Origin of the sequence: Streptomyces sp. NPDC051909, from assembly GCF_040681095.1 — a bacterium.
Classification (GTDB): domain Bacteria; phylum Actinomycetota; class Actinomycetes; order Streptomycetales; family Streptomycetaceae; genus Streptomyces.
Genome location: NZ_JBFAYA010000015.1, coordinates 182,262 through 206,356 on the forward strand (window position 1 = coordinate 182,262; position 24,095 = coordinate 206,356).

At 73.7% G+C, this 24,095-nt stretch carries 20 protein-coding genes; 10 read left to right on the plus strand and 10 right to left on the minus strand.

Translation table 11 applies throughout. From position 1 onward, the window contains the following. Positions 1-79 precede the first annotated feature (79 nt). The 3 genes from AB0M18_RS24185 to AB0M18_RS24195 all read right to left on the minus strand — a co-directional run bounded on the left by AB0M18_RS24185 (position 80) and on the right by AB0M18_RS24195 (position 3,117). Positions 80-841: a glucose 1-dehydrogenase gene (locus tag AB0M18_RS24185; RefSeq protein WP_365761312.1), complete on the minus strand. Its 762-nt coding sequence runs from the start codon at positions 839-841 to the stop codon at positions 80-82. 12 nt (positions 842-853) lie between these two features. Then, positions 854-1,771: a TIGR03619 family F420-dependent LLM class oxidoreductase gene (locus AB0M18_RS24190; protein WP_365761314.1), complete on the minus strand. Its 918-nt coding sequence runs from the start codon at positions 1,769-1,771 to the stop codon at positions 854-856. A gap of 128 nt (positions 1,772-1,899) precedes the next feature. After that, positions 1,900-3,117, minus strand: a complete 1,218-nt coding sequence (locus AB0M18_RS24195; protein ID WP_365761316.1) for an amidohydrolase family protein — start codon at positions 3,115-3,117, stop codon at positions 1,900-1,902. A 156-nt stretch (positions 3,118-3,273) separates the two neighbouring features. Between AB0M18_RS24195 and AB0M18_RS24200 the strand changes: the two genes are divergently transcribed. Both AB0M18_RS24200 and AB0M18_RS24205 read left to right on the plus strand, forming a co-directional pair. Further along, positions 3,274-6,291, plus strand: coding sequence for a BTAD domain-containing putative transcriptional regulator (locus AB0M18_RS24200; protein ID WP_365761318.1), 3,018 nt, complete (start codon positions 3,274-3,276; stop codon positions 6,289-6,291). A gap of 206 nt (positions 6,292-6,497) precedes the next feature. Further along, positions 6,498-6,686 (plus strand): hypothetical protein, encoded by a 189-nt coding sequence (locus AB0M18_RS24205; RefSeq protein ID WP_365761320.1) that lies wholly within the window; start codon positions 6,498-6,500, stop codon positions 6,684-6,686. Between the two features lie 413 nt (positions 6,687-7,099). Here the strand turns inward: AB0M18_RS24205 and AB0M18_RS24210 are convergent, their stop codons facing one another. Further along, positions 7,100-8,665 carry a FadD3 family acyl-CoA ligase gene (locus AB0M18_RS24210; RefSeq protein WP_365761397.1) on the minus strand — a complete coding sequence of 522 codons (1,566 nt, stop codon included), beginning with the start codon at positions 8,663-8,665 and terminating at the stop codon, positions 7,100-7,102. Positions 8,666-8,749: 84 nt separating this feature from the next. On the opposite strand from AB0M18_RS24210, the gene AB0M18_RS24215 reads away from it, so the two are divergent. From AB0M18_RS24215 to AB0M18_RS24225, 3 genes are read left to right on the plus strand one after another with little or no spacing between them, the layout of a single operon-like run. Then, a complete protein-coding gene (locus tag AB0M18_RS24215; RefSeq protein WP_365761322.1) occupies positions 8,750-9,904 on the plus strand; it encodes a lipid-transfer protein in 1,155 nt (384 codons plus the stop codon). Between the two features lie 4 nt (positions 9,905-9,908). Next, positions 9,909-10,334 carry a zinc ribbon domain-containing protein gene (locus tag AB0M18_RS24220; protein WP_365761324.1) on the plus strand — a complete coding sequence of 142 codons (426 nt, stop codon included), beginning with the start codon at positions 9,909-9,911 and terminating at the stop codon, positions 10,332-10,334. Further along, positions 10,331-11,146 (plus strand): enoyl-CoA hydratase/isomerase family protein, encoded by an 816-nt coding sequence (locus AB0M18_RS24225; protein ID WP_365761326.1) that lies wholly within the window; start codon positions 10,331-10,333, stop codon positions 11,144-11,146. Before AB0M18_RS24220 ends, AB0M18_RS24225 begins: the two co-directional genes overlap by 4 nt. Positions 11,147-11,157: 11 nt before the next feature. Here AB0M18_RS24225 and AB0M18_RS24230 read toward each other — a convergent pair whose 3' ends face one another. Then, positions 11,158-11,667 (minus strand): hypothetical protein, encoded by a 510-nt coding sequence (locus AB0M18_RS24230; RefSeq protein ID WP_365761328.1) that lies wholly within the window; start codon positions 11,665-11,667, stop codon positions 11,158-11,160. Between the two features lie 284 nt (positions 11,668-11,951). On the opposite strand from AB0M18_RS24230, the gene AB0M18_RS24235 reads away from it, so the two are divergent. Further along, positions 11,952-12,542 carry a hypothetical protein gene (locus tag AB0M18_RS24235; protein ID WP_365761330.1) on the plus strand — a complete coding sequence of 197 codons (591 nt, stop codon included), beginning with the start codon at positions 11,952-11,954 and terminating at the stop codon, positions 12,540-12,542. A 16-nt stretch (positions 12,543-12,558) separates the two neighbouring features. Here the strand turns inward: AB0M18_RS24235 and AB0M18_RS24240 are convergent, their stop codons facing one another. After that, a complete protein-coding gene (locus AB0M18_RS24240; RefSeq protein WP_365761332.1) occupies positions 12,559-15,027 on the minus strand; it encodes a PQQ-binding-like beta-propeller repeat protein in 2,469 nt (822 codons plus the stop codon). A gap of 108 nt (positions 15,028-15,135) precedes the next feature. Continuing rightward, positions 15,136-16,020: a VOC family protein gene (locus AB0M18_RS24245; RefSeq protein ID WP_365761334.1), complete on the minus strand. Its 885-nt coding sequence runs from the start codon at positions 16,018-16,020 to the stop codon at positions 15,136-15,138. Between the two features lie 312 nt (positions 16,021-16,332). Here AB0M18_RS24245 and AB0M18_RS24250 point away from each other — a divergent pair, with 312 nt between their 5' ends. Next, complete coding sequence (locus AB0M18_RS24250; RefSeq protein WP_365761336.1) at positions 16,333-16,980, plus strand: TetR family transcriptional regulator; 648 nt, start codon at positions 16,333-16,335, stop codon at positions 16,978-16,980. 104 nt (positions 16,981-17,084) lie between these two features. On the opposite strand, the gene AB0M18_RS24255 is transcribed toward AB0M18_RS24250, so the two are convergent. Together AB0M18_RS24255 and AB0M18_RS24260 are read right to left on the minus strand one after the other, a co-directional pair. Then, positions 17,085-17,558 carry a nitroreductase family deazaflavin-dependent oxidoreductase gene (locus AB0M18_RS24255; RefSeq protein WP_365761338.1) on the minus strand — a complete coding sequence of 158 codons (474 nt, stop codon included), beginning with the start codon at positions 17,556-17,558 and terminating at the stop codon, positions 17,085-17,087. Beyond that, on the minus strand, positions 17,558-18,811 hold the full coding sequence (locus tag AB0M18_RS24260; protein ID WP_365761340.1) for an acyl-CoA dehydrogenase family protein: 1,254 nt from the start codon (positions 18,809-18,811) through the stop codon (positions 17,558-17,560). The genes AB0M18_RS24255 and AB0M18_RS24260 overlap by 1 nt, the downstream gene beginning before the upstream one ends. A gap of 113 nt (positions 18,812-18,924) precedes the next feature. Here AB0M18_RS24260 and AB0M18_RS24265 point away from each other — a divergent pair, with 113 nt between their 5' ends. The 3 genes from AB0M18_RS24265 to AB0M18_RS24275 all read left to right on the plus strand — a co-directional run bounded on the left by AB0M18_RS24265 (position 18,925) and on the right by AB0M18_RS24275 (position 22,158). Then, the gene (locus AB0M18_RS24265) at positions 18,925-20,091 is read left to right on the plus strand and encodes an acetyl-CoA acetyltransferase (protein ID WP_365761342.1); all 1,167 of its coding nucleotides are present in this window, start codon (positions 18,925-18,927) and stop codon (positions 20,089-20,091) included. A gap of 97 nt (positions 20,092-20,188) precedes the next feature. Further along, a complete protein-coding gene (locus AB0M18_RS24270; protein WP_365761344.1) occupies positions 20,189-21,469 on the plus strand; it encodes an FAD-dependent monooxygenase in 1,281 nt (426 codons plus the stop codon). Between the two features lie 8 nt (positions 21,470-21,477). Next, positions 21,478-22,158 (plus strand): pyridoxal 5'-phosphate synthase, encoded by a 681-nt coding sequence (locus tag AB0M18_RS24275; protein WP_365761346.1) that lies wholly within the window; start codon positions 21,478-21,480, stop codon positions 22,156-22,158. Positions 22,159-22,190: 32 nt separating this feature from the next. Here AB0M18_RS24275 and AB0M18_RS24280 read toward each other — a convergent pair whose 3' ends face one another. Further along, complete coding sequence (locus AB0M18_RS24280; RefSeq protein ID WP_365761348.1) at positions 22,191-24,083, minus strand: AMP-dependent synthetase/ligase; 1,893 nt, start codon at positions 24,081-24,083, stop codon at positions 22,191-22,193. Positions 24,084-24,095 lie beyond the last annotated feature (12 nt).

The following is a 24,095-nucleotide window of genomic DNA, read 5'->3' on the forward strand; positions in this document are numbered from 1 at the left end:
CCTTGTGAGTTTCTGACGTTCCGTCAGATTCTTTGATGCACCCGGCCCTGTCAATACCTGACGATGCGTCAGGTCCCACCTAGAAGAGCTTCACGCCCGCCAGCCAGCCGCCGTCGATGACGAACGGCTGACCCGTGATGTACGAGGAGTCCCCGGCCGTCAGGAAGAGCGCGAGGGCCGCCACCTCCTCCGGGCGCCCGATCCGGCCCAGTGGCACCAGGTCGCGGTAGAGCTCGGCGGTGGCCGCCGGGTCGACGCCCTCCGGGTTGCTCATCGCGGTGTCGATCGCGCCCGGGCAGACCGCGTTGACCCGGATGCCCTTCGGCGCCAGCTCAAGGGCCGCGACCCGGGTCAGGCCGAGCACCGCGTGCTTGGTCGCCGCGTACGCCCCGACCCCCGCCATGCCCGTCACACCCGTGTACGAGGCGGTGTTGACGATCGTGCCGCCGCCGGCCGCCTCGATCTCGGGCGCGACCGTACGGATCCCCAGGAAGCAGCCCACCTGGTTGACCTGGACGAGGGCCTGGAACTCCTCCAGGGGCGTGGACACCAGCTCGTTGAAGCGCAGGATGCCCGCGTTGTTCACCAGGCCGTCGACCCGCCCGAAGCGGTCCTTGGCCGCGGCGACGGCCGCCGCCCAGTCCGCCTCGCTCGTCACGTCCAGGTGGACGTACGCCGCCCGCTCCTCCCCCAGCTCCTTGGCCAGCGCCTCGCCCGGGGCGTCCAGGACGTCGCCGAGCACCACCTTCGCGCCCTCGGCGGCGAAGAGCCGCGCCTCCTGCTCGCCCTGCCCGCGCGCGGCGCCCGTGATGACGACGACGCGTCCGTCCAGCTTGCCCATGCAGTGGTCCTCCTAGAGGTGGGGGGCGACCTCGGTCGCGAACGCGGCCATCTGGTCGGTGAGTTCGGTGCGGCTCCGGGAGCGGAACCGGACCTGGATCTGCTGCACGCCCATCGCGCCGTAGGCGCGCAGCGACTCGGCGAGGGCCTGCGGCTTGCCGGTGAGGGCGCGCCGGCCGGTGTCCCAGCCGGGCTCGCCGACGTACAGCGCCTCGGTGATCGCGCCGACGGTGATCGGGGCCTCGATCCCGGCCTCGGCGCGCAGCCGCCGCAGCTTCGCGATCTGCTCGGCGAGCCGGTCGCGGGGGTCGCCCTGCGGCAGCCAGCCGTCACCCCTGAGCGCGGCCCGGCGCACGGCGGCGGGCGAGGAGCCGCCCACCCAGACGGGCACCCGGTCCTGGGCGGGCCGGGGCCGCTGGCCGAGGTCCCGGAAGGCGAAGCGCCGCCCCGCGTGCTCCGGGTACTCCTCGGGCCCGAGCGCGGCCCGCAGCGCGTCGATCGTCTCGTCGAGCACCCCGCCGCGCCCGGCGAAGTCCGCCCCGACCGCCTCGAACTCCTCCTGGACGTGCCCGGCCCCGACCCCGAGGACGAGCCGCCCGCCGGAGAGGTGGTCCAGGGTCGCGTACGCCTTGGCCGTGACCAGCGGATGGCGCAGCCCCACGACGGCGACGTGGGACAGCAGCCGGACCCGCTCGGTGGCGGCGGCGAGGTAGGCGAGCGTGGCCACCGGGTCGTACCAGACGGTGCTCATCGCCGCGGCGAGCCGGCGCGGGATGGCGACGTGGTCGCAGCAGGCGATGTAGTCGAAGCCGTGGGCGTCGGCGGCCCGGGCGACGGCGACCAGGTCGTCGGGCCCGGCGGCGACCTCCCAGGGTTCGGCGTAGAGGGTGCTCTGGGACTGGACGGGCAGCTGGATCCCGTAGACGACCATGGGACTCCCCTCTCACGATCTGACGATCCGTCAGTTCTGTTCGGGGAGCAATGCTGTCCGCTGACGCTCCATCAGACAAGGGGTCGGGTCCGGTCGCGTGTCCGGCCGGTCCGGCCGCGCGACCCGGGTCAGGGCCGCCAGAGGCCCTCGGGAGTCAGGCCGAGGAGTTCGATCGCGTTGCCGCGCACGATCCGCTCCACGACGTCCGGTGCCAGGTGGGCCGTCTGGGCCTCGCCGACCTCCCTCGACCTGGGCCAGGTGGAGTCCGAGTGCGGGTAGTCCGTCTCGTACAGCACGTTGCCCACGCCGATCGCGTCGAGGTTGCGCAGCCCGAAGGCGTCGTCGAAGAAGCAGCCGTAGACGTGCTCGGCGAACAGCTCCGACGGCGGGCGCAGCACCTTCTCCGCCACCCCGCCCCAGCCGCGGTTCTCCTCCCACACCACGTCCGCGCGTTCGAGGATGTACGGGATCCAGCCGATCTGGCCCTCCGCGTACATGATCCGCAGGTTCGGGAAGCGCTCGAACCTGCCGCTCATCAGCCAGTCGACCATCGAGAAGCAGCAGTTGGCGAAGGTGATGGTGGAGCCGACCGCCGGCGGCGCGTCGGCCGAGGTGGACGGCATGCGGCTGGACGAGCCGATGTGCATCGCGATGACCGTGCCGGTCTCGTCGCAGGCCCGCAGGAACGGGTCCCAGTGGTCGGTGTGCACCGAGGGCAGCCCGAGGTGCGGCGGGATCTCGGAGAAGGCCACCGCCCGGACGCCCCGCGCCGCGTTGCGCCGCACCTCGGCGGCGGCGAGCTCGGGGTCCCACAGCGGGATCAGGGTGAGCGGGATCAGCCGCCCCCGCGCCTCGGGCCCGCACCACTCCTCGACCATCCAGTCGTTGTAGGCACGGACCCCGAGGAGCCCGAGTTCACGATCGGAAGCTTCGGTGAAGGTCTGTCCACAGAAGCGGGGGAAGGTCGGGAAACAGAGCGCGGACTGGACGTGGTTGACGTCCATGTCGGCCAGGCGCTCGGGGACGCTGTACGAGCCCGGGCGCATCTGCTCGTAGGTGATGACCTCGAGCCGGATCTCGTCGCGGTCGTAGCCGACGGCGGTGTCGAGCCGGGTGAGCGGGCGGTGCAGGTCCTCGTAGACCCACCAGTCGCCGATGGGGCCTTCGTCCCCTTTGGCGCCCATCACGGGGGCGAACTTTCCGCCCAGAAAGGTCATTTCCTTCAACGGGGCGCGGACGATCCGCGGGCCGGTGTCGCGGTGACGGGACGGGAGCCGGTCCTGCCAGACGTGCGGGGGCTCCACGGTGTGGTCGTCCACCGAGATGATCTTGGGGAAGCTCTCCATGCGTTTCACGGTAGCGCCGATCTGACGATCCGTCAGTAAACTGACGAGCACGACCGGTCCGCACCGCTCCGGATCGGCCGACCCGATGCTGACGCGCGCCCTCCGGACAAGGCAGACTGTCTCGGGCGAAACCAGCGGTACGGGCAGGGGGAACTTATGGACCGTGAGAACGGGCCGCGTGTTCCGGGACAGCGGACTCCGGCACCGGGTTCGGTCGGCGCCACCGGCGACCGTGCCGACGCGGACACGGGCGTCGCCGACGCGGGTACGGGCGTCGCCGACGCCGGGTTGAGCTTCGCCGTGCTCGGGCCCGTACGGGCCGCGCGGGGCGGCGAGGCGCTGCCCACCGGGTCGCCGCAGCAGCGCGCGCTGCTCGCCGCCCTGCTGCTGCGGGACGGGCGCACCGCCACCGCCGGCGAGCTCATCGACGCCATCTGGGGCGAGGACCCGCCCTCCCAGGCGCTCGCCGCCGTCCGCACGTACGCCTCCCGGCTGCGCAAGGCCCTCGACCCGGGCGTGCTCGTCAGCGAGTCCGGCGGATACGCCATACGCACCACCGCGCTCGACCTGAGCGCCGCCCACGAGCTGGCCGCCGAGGCGGAGAAGCTGCGCGGCGGCGGACGGCGCCAGGAGGCCCGCGACCGGCTGAACGAGGCGCTCGCGCTGTGGGACGGCGAGGCGCTCGCCTCGGTGCCCGGCCCGTACGCCGAGACCCAGCGCACCCGACTCGAGGAATGGCGTCTCCAGCTCCTGGAGAGCCGGCTCGACCTCGACCTGGAGGTCGGCGCGCACGCCGAGGCCGTCTCCGAACTCACCGCGCTCACCGCCGCGCACCCGCTGCGCGAACGCCTCCGCGAGCTGCTGATGCTCGCGCTCTACCGGTCCGGCCGGCAGGCCGAGGCGCTCGCCGTCTACGCCGACACCCGGCGGCTGCTCGCCGACGAGCTGGGCGTCGATCCGACCCCCGAGCTCGCCCGCCTCCAGCAGCGGATCCTCCAGGCCGACGCCGAACTCGCCCGGCCCGTCGAGGAACCCGCCCCGGCCGCCGCGCCCGTCGCCCGCCCGGCCCAACTGCCCGCCACGGTGCCCGACTTCACCGGCCGCGCCGCCTTCGTACGGGAGCTGAGCGAGCAGCTCGCCACCGCCGAGGGCTCCGTCATGGCCGTCTCCGCCCTCGCCGGCATCGGCGGCGTCGGCAAGACCACGCTCGCCGTGCACGTGGCCCACGAGGCCCGCCCGCACTTCCCGGACGGACAGCTGTACGTCGACCTCCAGGGCGCGGGCGCGCGGGCGGCGGCGCCGGAGGCGGTGCTCGGCGCGTTCCTGCGGGCGCTCGGCACCCCGGACTCCGCGATCCCCGACTCGCTCGACGAGCGCGCCGCGCTCTACCGCTCCACGCTCGACGGGCGCCGCGTCCTGGTCCTGCTCGACAACGCCCGGGACGCCGCCCAGATCCGCCCGCTGCTCCCCGGCACGGCGGGCTGCGCGGCCCTGGTGACCAGCCGGATCCGCATGGTCGACCTGGCGGGCGCGCATCTGGTGGACCTGGACGTGATGTCCCCGGAGGAGGCGCTGCAGCTCTTCACCCGGATCGTCGGCGAGGAGCGGGTGCGGGCCGAGCGCGAGGCGGCGCTCGACGTGGTCGCGGCGTGCGGCTTCCTGCCCCTCGCCATCCGCATCGCGGCCTCCCGGCTCGCGGCCCGCCGCACCTGGACGGTGTCCGTGCTCGCCGCCAAGCTCGGCGACGAGCGGCGCCGCCTCGACGAGCTCCAGGCGGGCGACCTCGCGGTCAAGGCCACCTTCGAACTCGGCTACGGCCAGCTCGAACCGGCCCAGGCCCGCGCCTTCCGCCTCCTCGGCCTCGCCGACGGCCCGGACATCTCGCTGGCCGCCGCGGCGGCGGTCCTGGATCTCCCCGAGTGGGAGACGGAGGACCTCCTGGAGGCCCTCGTCGACACGTCCCTGGTCGAGTCGGCGGCCCCGGGCCGCTACCGCTACCACGACCTGGTGCGGCTCTACGCGCGTGCGTGCGCGGAGAGGGACGAACAGCCGCCGGCGGAACGGGAGGCGGCGCTGTCGCGGCTGCTCGACTTCTATCTGGCGACGGCGGCGCGGGTGTACGCGATCGAGCGGCCGGGCGATCGTACGGTGGACCACCTGGAGACCACCGACCGCGCCGGGCTGACCTTCGCCGACGCGAGCCAGGCCCTGGACTGGCTGCACGCCGAGGCCGAGTGCGTACTCGCCTGCGCCCAGCAGTCGCTGGGGCGGCCCTTCCTGCGCCGGGCCGTGGACCTGCTGATGTCCGCCAAGGACCTGGCCGAGTCGGGCGCCAACTCGCATCGCTACGAGACGGCCGCGAAGGCGGTCCGGGACGCCGCGCGCGGTTTCGGCGACGCCCGCTCGGAGGGGCGTGCCCGCACCACCCTCAGCCAGCTGTACAGCACCGCCGGCCGGTTCGAGGAGGCCGCCGAGGAGGCGCGGATCGCAGACGAGCTGAGCCAGGAGTCCGCGGACCCGTGGACGGTGGCGAACGCGCCGAACGAGCGGGGCATCCTCGCCCTCTACGAGAACCGGCACGCGGACGCGGAGGACCACCTCTCGAAGGCACGGGAGGCCTTCCGCGCCGATGCGAACCACCCGGGCGAGGCGAGCGCGCTGTGCAACCTCTCGCGGGTGCACCTGGCGACCGGCCGGGTGGCGGGTGCCGTGGACCTGGCGATGCAGGGCATCGCGATCTACGAGTCCGCCGACGCCGGGCTTGCACTGCGGCTCGCGAACGGGAAGTACGCCCTGGGTCTGGCGCTCACCGCCGCCGAGCAGACCGCGCGGGCGCGGGACGTGCTGACCGAGGCGCTGGCCGTGTTCCAGGAGAGCCGACAGCAGTTGTGGCACGGCATGACCCTGTTCCGGCTGGCCGAGGTCCATCTCGTCGACCGCAGGCACGCGGCGGCCGCGGCCAGCGCCGAGCAGGCCCTGTCCGTGCTCCACGGCATCGGCGGCGACTGGCGGCGGGCGAACGTCCTGACCGTCCTCGGCCGGAGTCTGGCCGGGCTCGGGCAGATCGACCGCGCGCGGGCCTGCTGGGGCGACGCCCTCGCGGTCTTCGAGCGGCTGGCCTCCCCCGAGGCCGAGGAGGTCCGGGGCCTGCTGCACCCGGCCGCTGCGGCCTGACCGGGCAGGGGCGTTCATCAATCGTTTATCGCCCCACGGCACTCTTGGAGTTGTCGATTCGTCGTGTCGGGGGGCAGACGGATCGGCGCGAGGCCCCACCGTTAAGGTGATCGGCTTTGGACGTCGTCCGCCCGGCGATTCACGGGGGAATCTCCGGGCGAGCGGCTCTTCTATCCGCCAGTCCGACAATTTCAGGAGTCGACTCCATGGCCGACAACCTCAAGCCCGCTGACTCGCACGCCACCGGCGAGGACATCACCACGCTGGACTCGCACGCCACGAGCGAGCCGATCAAGCCGCTCGACGCGAACTCCGGCATCACGACGCTGGACTCGCACGCGACCAGCGAGCCGATCAAGCCGCTGGACTCGCACGCCACCGGCGAGACGATCTGACGGCAGGCTCCTCAGCCGCACCATCACGGGGGATCGATTCCGGCGGCGCCATCGGGGGAGTCGCCGGGGCCGGGCGGGGACGTACGGAGCACGGGCTCGGGGGACGCTTCAGGGGACCGGGGGGAAACCTGGGGCTGAGTCCGCGCGGTCCGTACGGGACCCGGAGGTGGAGGGGTCGGGCGAGCCGCCCGGCCCCTCCACCGCATTTCGGCCATGGACCTGACGGATTCGGCGCGAAAGGCTCGCTCCCGCGTTCGACCTCGGGTGATGATCGAACCCGGCCGGGACGGCAGGTGGTGGGGACCGCCCGTCGGAACGGCCGGCACGCCACGCGCGCGCAAAGGGGGGAGGGCCCGGCCCGGGAGACCGGTCCGGGCCCTTGGCGTGTCGGCCGGGCGGCGGGGCGCGCGCCGTCAGCGGGCGGCGGCCCTGGCCCGGAGCTCGCCCTTCAGGACCTTGCCGCTCGCGTTCCTCGGCAGCGCCTCCACGAACTCGACGGCCCTCGGGACCTTGTAGTTCGCCATCTCGCGGCGCGACCAGGCGATGACGTCGTCGGCCGTCAGGGGCGAACCCGGGCGCCGCACCACGTACGCCCGGCCCACCTCCCCGAGCCGGGCGTCCGGGACGCCCACGACCGCGACGTCGGCGATGTCCGGGTGCAGGCCGAGGAGTTGCTCGATCTCCGCCGGATACGCGTTGAAGCCGCCCACGATGAACATGTCCTTGATCCGGTCGGTGATCCGCAGATTGCCGGACTCGTCCAGGACCCCCACGTCGCCCGTGCGCAGCCAGCCGTCCGGGTCGATCGCCGCGGCCGTCGCCTCGTCGTCCTCGAAGTACCCGGTCATGACGTTGAAGCCGCGGACCAGGACCTCGCCGGAGGGCGAGAGGCGCACCTCCGTTCCGGGGATCGCGCGGCCCGAGGTGTGCGCGACGACCTCGGCCGGGTCGCCGCGGCGGCACATCGTGACGATGCCGCTCGCCTCGGAGAGGCCGTACGCCGTGAGGACCGTGCCCACGCCCAGGTGCGACCGCAGCCGCTCGACGAGCCGCAGCGGCACCACCGCCGCGCCGGTGACGACCAGGCGCAGGCTGGACAGGTCGTGCGCGCCGCGGGCCGGGTGGTCGAGCAGCGACTGGTGGAGGGTCGGCGGGCCGGGGAGCACCGAGATCCGCTCGGCCGCGATGTTGGCGAGCACGGTGTCCACGTTGAAGACCGGCTGCGGCACCATCACCGCCCCGCGCAGCAGACAGGCGATGATCCCGGCCTTGTAGCCGAAGGTGTGGAAGAAGGGGTTCACGATCAGATAGCGGTCGCCCTCGCGCAGCCCGGCGAGTTCGCTCCACACCTCGTAGCAGCGCAGGGTCTGCTCGTGGGTGATGACGGCTCCCTTGGGGCGGCCGGTGGTGCCCGAGGTGTAGACGATGTCGGAGGGGTCCGAGGGGGCGACGGCGTCGGCCCGGGCCCGTACCCGCGCCGGATCCACCCTGTCGCCCTCCGCGAGGAAGGACTTCCAGGTGGTGTACGCCGGGTCGTCCGGCACCGTGTCGCTGAACACCACCACCCGCCGCAGGTCCGGGAGTTCGGCGCCGGCGCGGCGCAGCGAGGCGACGTAGGAGGTGCCGAGGAAGGTGCCGGTGACGAAGAGCAGCCGGGCCCGGGAGCGGGCGAGGACGTCGGCGGCCTCGGCACCCTTGAAGCGGGTGTTGAGCGGGACGAGGACGGCGCCCGCGCTCACCGCGCCGAGCGCGGCGACGATCCAGTCGAGGGTGTTGGGCGCCCAGATCGCGACCCGGTCCCCGGCCCGTACGCCGGTGGCGAGGCACGCGGCCGCCGCCCGCTCCACCCGGGCGCCGAGTTCGGCGTACGAGACGCGGGTGCGGCCGTCGACGACCGCCTCCCCCGGCCCGTACCGCCCGGCCGCCCAGCGCACCAACTCCGGTATCGAGCCCACGTCCGGTATCGAGCCGCGCTCCATCCCGACCCCGCCTCCCATAGCTGACTATCCGTCAGATTAGCTGTAGCCTGACGCGCTGTCAGCCATCGGACCAGCGAGACCAGCGTGGGGGTTGCCGTGCTCAAGGACCGCACAGCCGTCGTCGGAATAGGCCAGACGCCCTTCGCGAAACACCTCCCCGAGTCCGAGAAGACGCTCGCCTGCCGGGCGGTCCTCGCCGCCCTCGACGACGCCGGGATCGACCCGTCCGAGGTCGACGCCTTCGCCTCGTACACGATGGAGGACACCGACGAGGTCGAGGTCGCCAAGGCCATCGGCGCCGGCGACGTCACCTTCTTCTCCAAGGTCGGCTACGGCGGCGGCGGCTCCTGCGCCACCGTCGGCCATCTCGCCGCCGCCGTCGCCACCGGCATGGCGAACGTCGGCGTCGCCTGGCGGTCCAGGAAGCGCGGCTCCGGCCCCCGGCCGTGGAAGAACACCGCCGTCCAGCTGCCCACCCCCGGCCAGTGGACCCGGCCCTTCGGACTGCTGCGGCCCGCCGACGAGATCGGCATGCTCGCCCGCCGCTACATGCACGAGTACGGCGCCACCCGCGACCACCTCTTCAACGTCGCCCTCGCCTGCCGCAACCGCGCCAACCAGAATCCGGACGCGATCATGTACGAGCGCCCGCTGACCCGCGAGATGTACATGACCTCCCGCTGGATCAGCGAACCCCTCTGCCTCTTCGACAACTGCCTGGAGACGGATGGGGCGTTGGCCTGTGTCGTCGTCTCCGCCGAACGCGCCCGCGACTGCCGCCAGAGGCCCGTCTACGTCCACTCCGCCGCCCAAGGCCTGCCCGCCCAGCACCACGGCATGGTCAACTACTGGAACGACGACCCGCTCACCGGGCCCGCCTGGACCGCCGCCCGGCAGCTGTGGAAGACCGCCGACTTCGGCCCCGAGGACGTCGACGTCGCCCAGATCTACGACGCCTTCACCCCGCTCGTCCCGCTCTCCCTGGAGGGCTACGGCTTCTGCGGCAGAGGAGAGGGAGCGGCCTTCACCGAGGGCGGCGCCCTGGAGATCGGCGGCCGGCTGCCCCTCAACACCGGCGGCGGCGGGCTCTCCGAGGCGTACGTCCACGGCTTCAACCTCATCACCGAGGGCGTGAAGCAGCTCCGCGGCGCCTCCACCGCCCAGGTCCCGAACGCCGCCACCTGCCTCGTCACGGCGGGCGAAGGCGTCCCCACATCGGCCCTACTGCTCAGGAGCTGACCCGATGCTGACCCCTCTCATCGACGAGGACGGCGCCCCCTTCTGGGAGTACGCCGCCCGGCACGAGCTGCGCGTTCAGAGCTGCACGGACTGCGGCGAACTGCGCTTCCCGCCCCGCCCCTGCTGCCCGCACTGCCGGTCCTTCGACAGCGAGTGGCGGCTGATGTCCGGCCGCGGCCGGATCTGGTCCTACGTCCTCCCCCACCCGCCGCTGCTGCCCGACTACGCCGCCCAGGCCCCGTACAACGCGGTCCTCGTCGAACTCGCCGACGCCCCCCGCATCCGCCTCGCCGGCAACGTCGTCGCCGCCCCCGGCGCGCCCCTGAACTCGGTCGACCTGGTCCGGCTGCGGATCGGCGCCGCCGTGAAGGTGGCCTTCACCGAGGTCGACGGCGTGACCGTGCCCCGCTGGCTCCTGGAGCGCGGATGAGCACCTCCGGCGTCCGGGTGGAGCGGGACAAGGAGACCGGGGTCGCCGTCATCACCCTCGACCGGCCCGAGAAGCACAACGCCGTCACCCTGGAGATGGCCCGCCGGCTCGGCGAGGTGTGGCGCGGTCTCCGGTACGAGGACGAGGTCCGCGCGATCGTCGTCACCGGGGCCGGGGGGCGGGCCTTCTGCACCGGCATCGACCGCGCGGACGCCGGCCGGGTGCCGCAGCCCTCGTCCCCGTACACGATCGACGATCCGCTGATCGCCCTCGGCCCCAAGGCCAACGACCTGTGGAAGCCGGTCATCGCCGCCGTCGAGGGCATGGCCTGCGGCGGCGCCTTCTATCTGCTCGGCGAGGCCGAGTTCCTGATCGCGGGCGAGGGCGCCGAGTTCTTCGACCCGCACGTCACCTACGGGATGGTCAGCGCCTTCGAGACCATCCACATGGCGCAGCGGATGCCGTTCGGCGAGGTCGCCCGGATGGCCCTGATGGGCGGTGCCGAACGCATCTCGGCCCGGCGGGCGTACGAGACCGGGCTCGTGAGCGAGCTGACGGCGCGCGGCGGGGCGCTGGCGGCGGCCGTGCGCGCCGCCGAGGTGATCGCCGCCTCCCCCACGGAGGCGGTGCAGGGCACCGTACGGGCCCTGTGGACGGCCAAGGAGGCCACCAGGTCCCAGGCCCTCGCCCAGGCCCCGCACCTGGTGACGCTCGGGAACCTGCCGGCGGAGCGGCAGGCCGAGCTGTTCACGGGGAGGCGCGGGGGCGCGGGCGGAGGCGGGACCGGGACCGGGGGCTTCCGGGTGCGCTGAGGCGCGATGCGTCAGGCGGCGTCGCGGTTCGCGAAGGCGACCTCGCACTTGGCGTACTCGGAGCCGTCGCCCTTGCCGGTGTACGGGGTGCTCGCCTCGGTGGACTTCGAGGCGCCGCCCTCCACCCGCAGGTCGTTGACCTGCGCGATCGCGAGGTCGACGGTCTTGCCGGCGTCACCCTTGAACTGGAGGGTGGCGTCGTACAGGTACGCCGAGGAGTCGCTGTTGGTGAAGGTCAGCTTGGCGACCAGGTTCTTGCCGTCCGCGCTGAGCGCGCACTCGTCGATCTTGATGTCGCGCATGACGCGGTCCCTCGACGAGCCGCCGACGCCGCTGACGCTGCCCGAGGAGCTGCTGCCGGAGGTGGAGCTGCCGTCGGAGCCGCTGCTGGAGTGGTTGGAGCTGCCGGAACCGTGGCTGCTGCCGCCGCCGCAGCTGGCCCCGTGGGAGCCGCGGGCGCCGGTGAGGGCGACGACGGCGAGACCGAAGACGGCGATGGCACGGACATGACGAAGCTTCACGCTTCAACCCCCGTTGAGTGTGTGTGCGAGTGCACAGGCAGAGTGACGGTACCCGTCCGCGATGTTCGTTGACAGGCGCACGACACCCTACTGGACGCTGACGCCCTCGCTTTCACACCGCCTGGCCTGACCGACGTTCTTCGAGTTCCGCATCGCAACATGACCGTCTTGGAGACGGGTTCGTCGTGTGCGCGTCACCCTAGCGCCGCCCCTCCGCCGCATGGCGGGCCCCCCGGACCCGGCGTAGCGTCGACAGCGAGAGCCGGACCAAGGGAGGCCGATCGGTGATCCGCAACATCGTCGGCTCCGTCCTGGCCCTCGCCGGAGCGACGGCCGCCGTCTGGAGCCCCTTCCGTGCCTGGTACGACGGCCGTCACGGGCGCGACTACCCGATCGAGGACCTCTTCTCCGGCATCACCGACGCCAGGGCCGAGGTCATCGGCTCGATCCTGCTGCCCTTCGCCTTCGCCGCCGTGCTCACCCTGGCCGGGGTCGTCTTCCGCGTCCGCTGGCTGGTCGCCCTCGCCGGCCTCGTCGTGCTCGGCTTCACCATCCTGTGGATGGTCCGGGTCGGGCAGGCCGAGGGCAGCCTCACCGTCGGCTCCGACGGGCGCGGCCTCGGCGACGGCGTCGCGAACGCGCTCGGCGGCGCCTTCCTGCTGCTCCTCGGCGCGGCCGTCATGTCGGGGCGCCCGAAACCGCACGCCACCCGGGTCGACCGGCCGTACGCGCCCACGCACCCGACCCTCGACGGCCCGCCGACCAGGACGCTCGACCGGCCGCACCCGCCGGAGCAGGCCCCGCCGCCGTCCTCGGACGTGCCGTGGGACCCCGGGCGCGACGAGACGCCGCCGCCCCCGGAGCACCCGGCCTAGGGGGTGTCCGTACGGGCTATGCGCCGCGGTTGGTCGCCGTGCCCTTCACCGCGTCGAGCGCGTACACGCAGCGGTCCTTGCTGCACGCGTACACGACACCGTTGCGGGCCACCGGCGAACCGGTGATCTCGCCGCCGGTCGCCAGCTTCCAGCGCAGCTGACCGCCGCTCGCGTCCAGCGTGTAGAGCACGTGGTCGGCGGAGCCGAAGTGCACCCGGCCGTCGGCGACCACCGGGGCGCCGATCAGCTCGCCGCCCGCCGCGAACCGCCACTTCGGGGTGCCGGTGACCGCGTCGAGGGTGTAGAGCGCGCTGCCGCTGCCGACATGCACGTTGCCCGCCGTGACCAGCACCGGCTCGGTCGACTGGCGCGGCTCGGTCGCGATCCGCCAGCGGTCCTTGCCGGTCGTGGCGTCGAGCGCGTACACCGTGCCGAGGTGGTCGGCGAGGTACACCCCGCCGCCGGTGACCGCCGGGCCGGGCGCGAAGGCGGGCGGCGACAGGAACACCGCCGGCGCCTCGAAGTGCCAGCGCACATGGCCGCTCGCGATGTCCACGCAGAGCACCCGGGTGCCGGCCGCCACGTACACGCAGCCGTCCTCGGCCGGGGCGAGCCGCACCGGCACATGGGCGCAGGAGGCGGCGTCGCCGATCGGGTACGACCAGCGTTCCGTGCCCGTACGGGCGTCGAGCGCGGCGAGCCGGGCGTCGCGCCACACGTACACGGTGTCGCCGTGCACGGCCGGCCCGCCCTCGGGCGTCTCGAAGTCGGTCTGGGCGCCGGTGATCTCCCACAGCTTGGCGCCGTTGGAGGCCTCCCAGGCCTGGACGCCGCCGCCGCGGGTGCCGGTGACGACGGTGCCCCGGTCCACCTGGAGGGAGTACACCCAGGAGTCCGTGTGCAGCCGCCAGCGCTCGCCGCCGTCGTGCGCGTCGAGCGCGTACAGCGTCGGGCCGTCGGAGGCGTGGATACGGCCCCCGGACACCGCCATCGACCAGGCGACGTCCCGCGTCTTGAACTGGCGCCGGCCGCTCGCCGTGTCCAGGGCGTGCACCTCGAAGGAGGTGACGTAGAGCAGGTCGCCGTCGACCACGGGGGTGCCCCACACGTCGTTCGACATGCGGAACCGCCACGGCCGCCAGTGCGCGGGCGCCTCGTGCGCCTGGGTGGCCGCGCCGGCCGCCCCGGTGGCGTCCGGGGTACGGGCAGGGCCGGGCAGCGGGCGGGAACCGGGCGGCGGGCCCGGCTCGGCGCCGTTCGCGCCGCCGGGCGGGCGGATCCAGCCGGTGGCCGTGTCCGCCGGGGAGCCCGGGCCGATCCGGACGGCGGCGCGCGTGTCGGCCACCCGCGGGCCGGGGCCGATCGGCACGGCGGCGCCGGCCAGGCGTACCGGACCGGGATCCGAGGCCGACGCCGACCCCGACCCCGGCACCGACGCCGGTACGGGCACGGGCGCCGAGGCCGGCGCGGAGTCGCCGGCCGGACCGGCGTGCCGGCCGCCGGGGAAGCGGGGGTCGCCGCCGCCCTGCTCGGCGGGCGCGCGCGGCGGGCGCGGCGGCATCGGCGGCTGCGCCGGGGCGGACGGGACGGTCCGGCCGCCGCGGCGGGTCTCGATCATGGCGACGGCGCTCTGCGGCAGCCAGGCCGCGGCGGTGCCGCTGTCGTCCTCCCCCGAGCCGAAGAGGTGCGGGGCGAGCATCGCCTGCAGATCGGCCGGGGTGGGGCGCTGGGCGACGTCCATCTGCATACAGGCGTCGATCAGCGGCCGCAGCTCGTCCGGCAGCCCCTCCAGGTCGGGGCCCTCGCGCAGCAGCATGAACACGGTCTCGACCGGGTTCGCGCCGTGGAAGGGAGCGTGCCCGGTGGCCGCGAAGACCAGCATCGAGCCGAGCGAGAAGACATCGCTGGCGCCGGTGACACTGCGCGAGTCGCGGGCCTGCTCGGGCGACATGTAGGCCGGGGTGCCGACGGCGACATTGGTCATGGTCAGGCGCGTGTTGGAGACGCCCGACGCGATGCCGAAGTCGATCACCCGGGGGCCGTCCTCGACGACGAGGACGTTGGACGGCTTGAGGTCGCGGTGGACGAGGCCGGCGCCGTGGATGGACTGCAGGGCCTCGGCGACGCCGGCCGCGAGCCAGCGCACCGCCTGGGCCGGGAGCGGCCCGCACTCGTTCACTATCTCTTCGAGGGAGGGCGCCGGCACGTACGCGGTCGCGAGCCACGGCACGGCGGCCCGCGGGTCGGCGTCGACGACGGCCGCCGTGTAGAAGCCGGAGACCGCGCGGGCGGCCTCGACCTCACGCGTGAAACGGACCCGGAACAGCTGGTCCTCGGCGAGCTCCGTCCGCACGGTCTTGATCGCCACGCGCCGCCCGGACGCCGAGCGCGCGAGATAGACGAGCCCCATTCCGCCCGCGCCGAGCCGGCCCAGCACCTCGAAGGGCCCGATCCTTCTCGGGTCGTGCTGCGTCAGCTGCTCCACTTGCCTGCCACCTCCCCGTAGGGCCATGAGATTACGGCCCCGTGGACCCTGATTGTTCCTGTCCGGGGCGGTGGTTGCGAACCCGGGGGCGGATCGGGGTGTCCCATCTCATTTCGGCGGCGTGTCGGAGGGCGGGGCGGCGGCCGCGTCGGCGCGCCCGGTGTCCGGTTCCTCCCGCTTCGCGGCGTCCTCCGGGTCGGGCTCGGCAGCCGGCTCGGCGGGCGGCTCGGCCAGGACGGCGAAGCGGGCGCCCTGGTTGTCGTGGAGGACGGCGATGCGGCCGTACGGGGTGTCGACGGGGCCTTCGGCGACCCGGCCGCCGAGGCGGACGGCGGTGGCGCAGGCCTCGTCGCAGTCCTCGACGGCGAAGTAGACGAGCACATGGCCCGGCATCTCGGCCGGGAAGGCGTCGGTGATCACGGCCCGGCCGCCGAAGGCGGTGTCGTCCCCGGGCCGGGAGCCCGGCGGCGACCACACCCGGTAGTCGAAGCCCTCGGCCCGGCCCTCCTCGGCGGGGTCGACCTGCCGGCCGAGCCAGCCGAAGACGCTGGCGTAGAAGGTGTCGACCGCCTCCGGCCGCCGGGTGTACACCTCCAGCCAGCAGAAGGACCCGGGCTCGCCGGTCACCTCGAAGCCGTCGTCGTCCCCGGCCTGGCGCAGCCCGAAGACCGCCCCGCCGGGGTCGGCGGCGAGCGCGAGCACTCCGAAGGGCCCCACCGGGTACGGCTCCATCACCATCTGCCCGCCGGCCGCCTTGACCCGGGCGGCCAGCGCCCCGGCGTCGTCGGCGGCCAGATACACGGTCCAGGTGGTCGGCATCCGCCCGTCCCGCTTGGGTACGAGCCCGGCCACCCGCCGTCCCCGCAGCAGCGCCTCGTCCCGCGAGGCGTCGAAGCTCCAGCCGAAGAGCTCACCGTAGAAGCGCTTCCCCCCTTCGAGGTCGGGAAGCTGCGCGTCCACCCAGCAGGGGGTGCCCTGTGCGAATACGGCCATGCCACCAGAATGGGTCGGCTCGGGCGGCCCCGCACGCGCCCGAAAGCGAACGATTGTGCCCTTTCGGGTGCCGGAGCCCTTGTCCCGCTTGGGTTGTCCACCGAAGTTGTCCACAGCCTGTTAATAAGCCTTATGAGGTGCGCACGGTGGTCCGGACCTCGCCGCGCGGGGTCCGGAGGGTCCGCCCGGGCCCGCCCGCAGGCCCCGCTCGAAGCCCCTGCTCGAAGCCCCCGCAGAGGCCTGCCGGAGGGGGTGCACCCCATTTGCAGTCGGCCGAATCGCGCGTCGATCACCCGTCGGTAAGCTGACGGCATGACAGGACAAGTACGCACCGTCGACGGCCGCGTGGCCGGACGACGCGGCCAGGCGACGCGGCAGAAGCTGCTCGACTGCCTCGGTGAGATGCTCAGCTCCTCGCCCTACCGGGACGTCAAGGTCATCGACGTGGCCCGGAAGGCGGGTACTTCGCCCGCGACGTTCTACCAGTACTTCCCTGACGTCGAGGGCGCCGTCCTCGAGATCGCGGAGGAAATGGCCAAGGAAGGCGCCGGGTTGACCGAATTGGTCTCCGGGCGGTCCTGGGTCGGCAAGGCCGGCTGGCAGACCTCCGAGGAGCTGGTCGAGGGATTCCTCGACTTCTGGCGCAAGCACGACGCGATCCTGCGGGTGGTGGACCTCGGGGCCGCAGAGGGCGACAAGCGGTTCTACAAGATCCGCATGAAGATCCTGAACTCGGTCACCAACTCCCTGACGGACGCGGTGAAGGAGCTCCAGTCGAAGGGCAAGGTCGACAAGGACGTCAGCCCCGCGGCGATGGCGGGCTCGCTGGTGGCGATGCTGGCGGCGGTCGCCGGCCACCAGAAGGGCTTCCAGACCTGGGGCGTGAAGCAGGCCGAACTCAAGCCGAACCTCGCCCTGTTGGTGCACCTGGGGATCACGGGCAAGAAGCCGACCAGGTAATCGCCCGTCCCCCTTCATCAGCCGTCCGTCCTGTCGCGCCGGCGGCGGCCCCGTCTCCGTTACGGGGAACCGCCGTCGGCGTTCTGCTGCCCGGACCCGCCCCCTCAGGGCAGGCGGGTCAGCCGGAAGAGGCGGATCTCGCGCTCGATCCGCGCCTGGTACGTGGCGTAGGGCGGCCAGAAGACGAGCGCCGCCCGCCAGGCCTCGGCGCGTTCGTCGCCGGTGAGCAGTCGGGCCCGTACGGGGAGGCTCTCGCCGCGCCAGCTGATCTCCGCGTCCGGGTGGGCGAGCAGGTTGGCGGTCCAGGCGGGGTGGCCGGGGCGGCCGAAGTTGGAGCCGACGAGCAGCCAGCCGCCCCCGGGCTCGGGCATGCAGGCGAGCGGGGTGACGCGGGGCCGCCCGCTCTTCGCGCCCTTGGCGGTGAGCACCACGCCGGGCAGCATGCGGGCGCTGAGCAGCACCTTTCCGCCGGTGAGCCGGTGCACGGCGCGGTCCATGGCGGGGATGAAGCGGGGGGCGACCTTCGCGAAGGCGCGGGTCGAGGAGACCTTCTGCAGCATGCGCAGTCCGACGGGCATCAGGCCACCTCTCCCGGGGTCGCGCCGAAGAGTCCGCCGTGCTCGGCGGCCCGCGCCCGCAGCCGTACCGCGGGGCCGAAGAGGAGTTCGTCGGCGGTCGCCCGCTTGAAGTACAGATGGGCGTCGTGTTCCCAGGTGATGCCGATGCCGCCGTGCAGCTGGACCGTCTCGGCCGCGGTCGCCCGCTGGGCGTCGAGGGCCTGGGCGAGGGCGAGTCCGGCGGAGACGGGATCGCCGTCCCGGGCCGCGCAGCGCGTGAGCGACCGCGCCGACTCGATCTGGACGAGGAGGTCCGCGAGCCGGTGCCTGACCGCCTGGAAGGAGCCGATCGGGCGGCCGAACTGCTCGCGCGTGGCGGCGTGTTCGACGGTCCGGTCGAGTGCGCCGCGGGCGGCGCCGACGGCCTCGGCGGCGAGCATGACGGCGGCTCCCCGCCCGGTGGCGGCGAGCGCGCCCGGCACGTCGTGCGGCTCCTCGCCCAGCAACTCGGCGCGGACATGGCGGAGTTGGACGGTCGCCTGGGAGCGCGTGAGGTCGAGCACGGGTTCCCGGTGCCGTACGAGCCCGTCCGCGCCCTTCTCCACGAGGAAGAGCAGCGTACGGCTGCGCGGGAAGCCGCCGGTGTGCGCGGCGACCAGGAGCAGTCCGGCGCTGTGCCCGTCGAGGACGTGACCGGCCTCCCCGTACAGGGTCCAGCCCTCGCCGCCGGGCGCCGGGGCGGCCTGGATGCCGCCGGCGCGGCCGCCGCCGGCCCAGGGGGTGGCGGTGTTGTCGCCGGTGAGGCCGAGGGCGAGCGGGAGGGAGCCGCCGGGCAGGGCGAGGGCGCAGGTCAGGGTGCCGTCGGCGATCCGGGGCAGGAGTGCGGCGCGCTGCCGTTCGGTGCCGAGGGCGGTGATGAGCGGGGCGGCGAGGGCGCCGGTGGCGAGCAGCGGGGTGGGGGCGAGGACGCGGCCGGTCTCCTCGCAGGCGAGGGCGAGTTCGACGGGCCCGCAGCCGGCTCCGCCGTACGCGGCGGGGAGAGCGAGCCCGGGGAGGCCGAGGGTGCCGGCCAGGGCGGCCCAGAGCCCGGTGTCGTACCCCTCGGGGGTGGCGACGGCGGCGCGGAGGTCGGCGGGGCCGGCGCGTTTGGCGAGGAGTTCGCGCAGGGTGCGGCGGATCTCCCGCTGCTCTGCGGTGTCGGTGACCGTGCCGGTGTCGGCGACCGTGCCGGTGCCGATGTCACTGTCGCTGCCGCTGCCGCTGTCGCTGTCCATGGACTGGGGCTCCCCTCCGTATCTGACGGGCCGTCATGCTAGAGCCGTGCGGGACAGAAGCACAGACCGCCGGGGCCTCCGGATCCGGCCTTATCTGATGTACCGTCAGATTCATGCCCACCACCACAACCGGCCGCCGCCGGCGCGTCGCCGTCGTCGGCATATCCCTCTCCGACGTCGGCCGGGTCGACGAGGCCACGCCCTACGCCCTGCACGCCCAGGCCGCCCGCCGCGCACTCGCCGACAGCGGCCTGGACCGCTCCGTGATCGACGGCCTCGCCTCGGCGGGCCTCGGCACCCTCGCCCCGGTGGAGGTCGCCGAGTACCTGGGCCTTCGGCCGCGCTGGGTGGACTCCACCTCGGTCGGCGGCGCCACCTGGGAGGTCATGGCCGCGCACGCCGCCGACGCCATCGCCGCCGGGCACGCGAACGCCGCCCTGCTCGTGTACGGCTCGACCGCCCGCGCCGACATCAGGGCGCGCCGCCGCACCGGCAACCTCTCCTTCGGCGCGCGCGGCCCGCTGCAGTTCGAGGTGCCGTACGGGCACAGCCTGATCGCCAAGTACGCGATGGCCGCACGCCGCCACATGCACGAGTACGGCACGACCCTGGAGCAGCTCGCCGAGGTCGCCGTCCAGGCGCGGGCGCACGCGGCGCTCAACCCGGAGGCGATGTTCCGCGACCCGATCACGGTCGACGACGTGCTCGGCGGCCCGATGATCGCGGACCCCTTCACCAAGCTGCACTGCTGCATCCGCAGCGACGGCGGCTGCGCGGTGCTGCTCGCCGCCGAGGAGTACGTGCCGGACACCGCGAAGGCGCCGGTGTGGATCCTCGGCGCGGGCGAGCACGTCTCGCACACCACGATGTCGGAATGGGCGGACTTCACCGTCTCCCCCGCCGCCGTCAGCGGCCGGCTGGCCTTCGAGCGGGCGGGGGTGCGCCCGTCCGACATCGAGGTCGCCGAGATCTACGACGCCTTCACCTACATGGCCCTGGTGACCCTGGAGGACCTGGGCTTCTGCGCGAAGGGCGAGGGCGGCGCGTACTTCGCCGAGAAGGACCGGCTCCCGGTGAACACGGACGGCGGCGGCCTGTCGGCCTGCCATCCCGGGATGCGCGGCCTGTTCCTCCTCGTCGAGGCGGTGCGCCAACTGCGCGGCGAGGCACCGGGGTTGCAGGTGCGCCGACCGGACGGCTCGCCGCCGGAGCTGGCGGTGGCGTCGGGGACGGGGGGCTGGTTCTGCTCCTCGGGGACGGTGGTGCTGGGCCGGAGCTGAATCTATACAGTCGTCATAGACAGACGTGTAGGACATCCGTATAGTCGTCGGTGCGGGGCGGAAGCGACCCCGCACCACCCGACACGGGAGTCCTGCCATGACCAGCTCCGTCCGTTCCGCCCACCCCGCCCGTACCGTCCTCGTCTCCGGCGCCTCGATCGCCGGCCCCGCCCTCGCCCTCTGGCTGCACCGCTACGGGTTCGTCCCCACCGTCGTCGAGAAGGCCCCCGCCCTGCGCACCGGCGGTTACAAGGTCGACCTGCGCGGCGACGCCATCGGGATCTGCGCCCGGATGGGCATCCTCGACGAGGTGCGGGCCCGCTCCACGGACATGGCCGGCGGCTCGTACGTCGACTCCCGCGGCCGCACGATCGGCGAGCTGCCGGCCGAGGTCTTCGGCGGCCGGGAGGAGGGTGACGACGAGATCATGCGCGGCGACCTGGCCGGGATCCTGTACGAGCGCACCCGCGCCGACGTCGAGTACCTCTTCGGCGACTCGATCGCGAGCCTGGCCGAGGACGCGGACGGGGTCACCGTCACCTTCGACTCCGGCACCGTCCGCCGCTTCGACCTGGTGGTCGGCGCGGATGGCCTGCACTCGCACACCCGGCGGCTCGTCTTCGGCGAGGAGCGGCGGTTCAAGCGGTACCTGGGCGCGTACATCTCGATCTTCACCGCCCCCAACCACCTGGGCCTGAAGCGCTGGGAGACGTACCACGCCCTCCCCGGCAAGCTGGTGTGCGTCTACAGCTCGTCCGGCGAGACCTCCGCGAAGAACCTCTTCGTCTTCCGCTCGCCGCAGGAGCTTCCCTACTCCCACCGGGACGTCACCGCCCAGAAGCGCCTGCTGGGCGAGGCGTTCGCGGGCGACGGCTGGGAGATCCCCCGGCTCATGGGACACGCGGAGACCGCCGACGACTTCTACCTCGACTCGATCAGCCTGATCGAGATGGACCGCTGGTCGCGCGGCCGGGTCGTCCTCCTCGGCGACGCCGCCCACTGCGCCTCCCCCGCCTCCGGCCAGGGCACCGGGCTCGCCCTCGCCGGCGCCTACGTCCTCGCCGGCGAACTCGCGGCGGCGGGCGGCGACCACCGCGTGGCGTTCGAGGAGTACGAGCGCGTGATGCGGCCGGGGGTCGAGCAGAACCAGCGGATGGCCGAGGGCTTCGTGAAGGAGATGACCGCGGACACCAGGTGGAAGATCGCCCTGCGGATGTTCATGGTGCGGACCCTGCCGAAGACCCCGTGGAAGAACCTGATCGCGAAGAAGATCCGCGAGGACATCCAGAAGGCGGCGAACGCGGTCCCGCTGAAGGAGTACGGGACGTACGAGGCACACGCGGCAGCGGCGCCCGGGGCCCGTCGCCTGGCCTCATGATGGTCGCCATGGACGACGAACTGGACGACGAGCGGCGATTTCTGGAGGCCCTGCGGTCTCTGCGGGTCTGGGACACCGAGCTGCCCGGCTTCGATCCGGCGGACGTGCCGGAGGAGCCGGTGGCGCTCTTCCACACCTGGTTCACCGGGGCGGTCGCGGCCGGGGCCGTCGAGCCGCACACGATGGCACTGGCCACCGCGGACGGCGAGGGGCGGCCGGACGTGCGGATCGTGATGCTGCACGGGGCGGACACGCGCGGCTGGCACTTCGCCTCGCACGCGAGCAGCGCCAAGGGCCGCCAGCTGGCCGCCCGGCCCGAGGCGGCGCTCACCTTCTACTGGCCCGTCCAGGGCCGCCAGGTGCGGGTGCGGGGCCGGGTGGTGACCGGGACGCCCGAGGAGGCGTACGCGGATCTGCACGCCCGGACCACCGGAGCGCTCGCCTCCGCGCTCGTCGGGCACCAGAGCGAACCCCTCGGCTCGCTCGACGAACTGGCCGGGGCGAGCGAGGCGGCCTGGGAGCGGGCGCGGCGCGAGCCGGAGGCCCACGCACCGAGCTGGACGCTGTACGTCGTCGAGCCGGAGGAGGTCGAGTTCTTCCAGGGCGACGAGCGGCGCCGGCACATCCGGCTGCGCTACCGCCGCCGTCCCGGGGACACCACCTGGACGCGCGAACTCCTCTGGCCCTAGGGCCTGTCCGGCGGATCAGGGCCGGACAGGCCCTAGCCCTGGTTGTCGTACATCTCGCCGATCTCCTTCGCGAAGTCCCGCAGCACCGCCCGCCGTTTCAGCTTCAGCGACGGCGTCAGATGGCCGCTCGACTCCGTCCACTCGGTGGTCAGGATCCGGAAGGCGCGGATCGACTCCGCCCGCGAGACCAGGCGGTTGGCGTCGTCGACACCCCGCTGGACCACGGCGAGGAGATCGGGGTCGCGGGCGAGTTCCCACAGCGCGAGGTGGTCCTTGTGGCGTGTGCGGCGCCAGTGGAGCAGGCCCTCGTGGTCCAGGGTGACGAGCGCCGAGACGTACGGGCGGTCGTCGCCCAGGACCATGCACTGGGCGACCAGCGGGTGGGCGCGCAGCCAGTCCTCCAGCGGGGCGGGGGCCACGTTCTTGCCGGCGGAGGTGACGATCATGTCCTTCTTGCGGCCGGTGATCCGCAGATGGCCCTCGTCGTCGAGGGCGCCGAGGTCGCCGGTGGGGAACCAGCCCTCGTCGGTGTACGGCAGGGCGACCCCGCGCTGGGCGTCCCAGTAGCCGGCGAAGACGTGCCCGCCCTTGAGCCAGATCTCGCCGTCGCGGGCTATCCGCACGGCGGTGCCGGGCAGCGGGCGGCCGACGGTGCCGGGGCGCGGGCCGTACGGCGGGGTGACGGTGGCGGCCGCGGTGGTCTCCGTCAGGCCGTACCCCTCGTAGACCTCGATGCCCGCGCCGGAGAAGAACTCGGCGAGCCGGGCGCCGAGCGGTGAGCCGCCGCTGATGACGTGCCGGACGCGGCCGCCGAGCACGGCCCGGATGCGCTTGTAGACGAGCGGTTCGTACAGGGCGTGGGCGGCGCGCAGGCCGAGGGCGGGGCGGGCGGCGGCGGCCGTGCTCTGTCCGTAGCGTTCGGCGACCTTGGCGGCGCGGTCGAAGGTGGCGGCCCGGCCGGAGCGTTCGGCGGTGGCGCGGGCGGTGTGGAAGACCTTCTCCAGGACGTAGGGGATGGCGAGGAGGAAGGTGGGCCGGAAGGCGGCGAGGTCGGCGAGGAGTTCGTCGCCCTCGACGCTCGGCGCGTGCCCGACCCGGACCCGGGCGCGGACGCAGCCGACGGCGACCATCCGGCCGAAGACATGGGAGAGCGGCAGGAAGAGCAGGGTGGAGGCGGGTTCCCTGCCGGCCGATCCGAACACCGGGTGGAGGAGCGCGACCGCGTTGTCGACCTCGGCGAAGAAGTTGGCGTGGGTGAGGGCGCAGCCCTTGGGGCGGCCGGTGGTGCCGGAGGTGTAGACGAGGGTGGCGAGGGTCTGCGGGGTGAGCAGTCCGCGGCGGGCGGTGACGGCCTCGTCGGTGACGTGGGCGCCGGCCTTGCGGAGCTGGTCGACGGCGCCGGTGTCGAGCACCCACAGCTGTCCGAGGGAGGGCAGCTGGCGGCGCTCGTTCGAGACCAGGCGGGCCTGGGCGGCGTCCTCGACGACGCAGGCGGCGGCGCCGGAGTCCTGGAGGATCCAGCGGATCTGGTAGGACGAGGCGGTGGGGTAGAGCGGGACGGTGATGAGTCCGGCGGCCCAGGCGGCGAAGTCGAGCAGGGTCCACTCGTAGCGGGTGCGGGCCATGAGCGCGAGCCGGTCGCCGGGGCGCAGGCCCTGGGCGATGAGTCCCCGGGCGACGGAGTGCACCTCGGCGGCGAAGGCGGAGGCGGTGACGTCGGTCCAGGTGCCGTCGGGGCCCTTGCGGGAGAACAGCGGGGCGGCGGGTTCCTCGCGTGCGGTGTCGTACGGCAGGTCGGCGAGGGAGCCGCGGCGCGGCGGCGGCACGAGCGCCGGTACGGAGGCCTCCCGCACGATGCCGTCGACGCGGACCAGCTCGGGCTGAGGTCCGGGCCGTGGCTCGGGCGTGCGCTCGGGGACGGGCATGTGCGGCTCCTC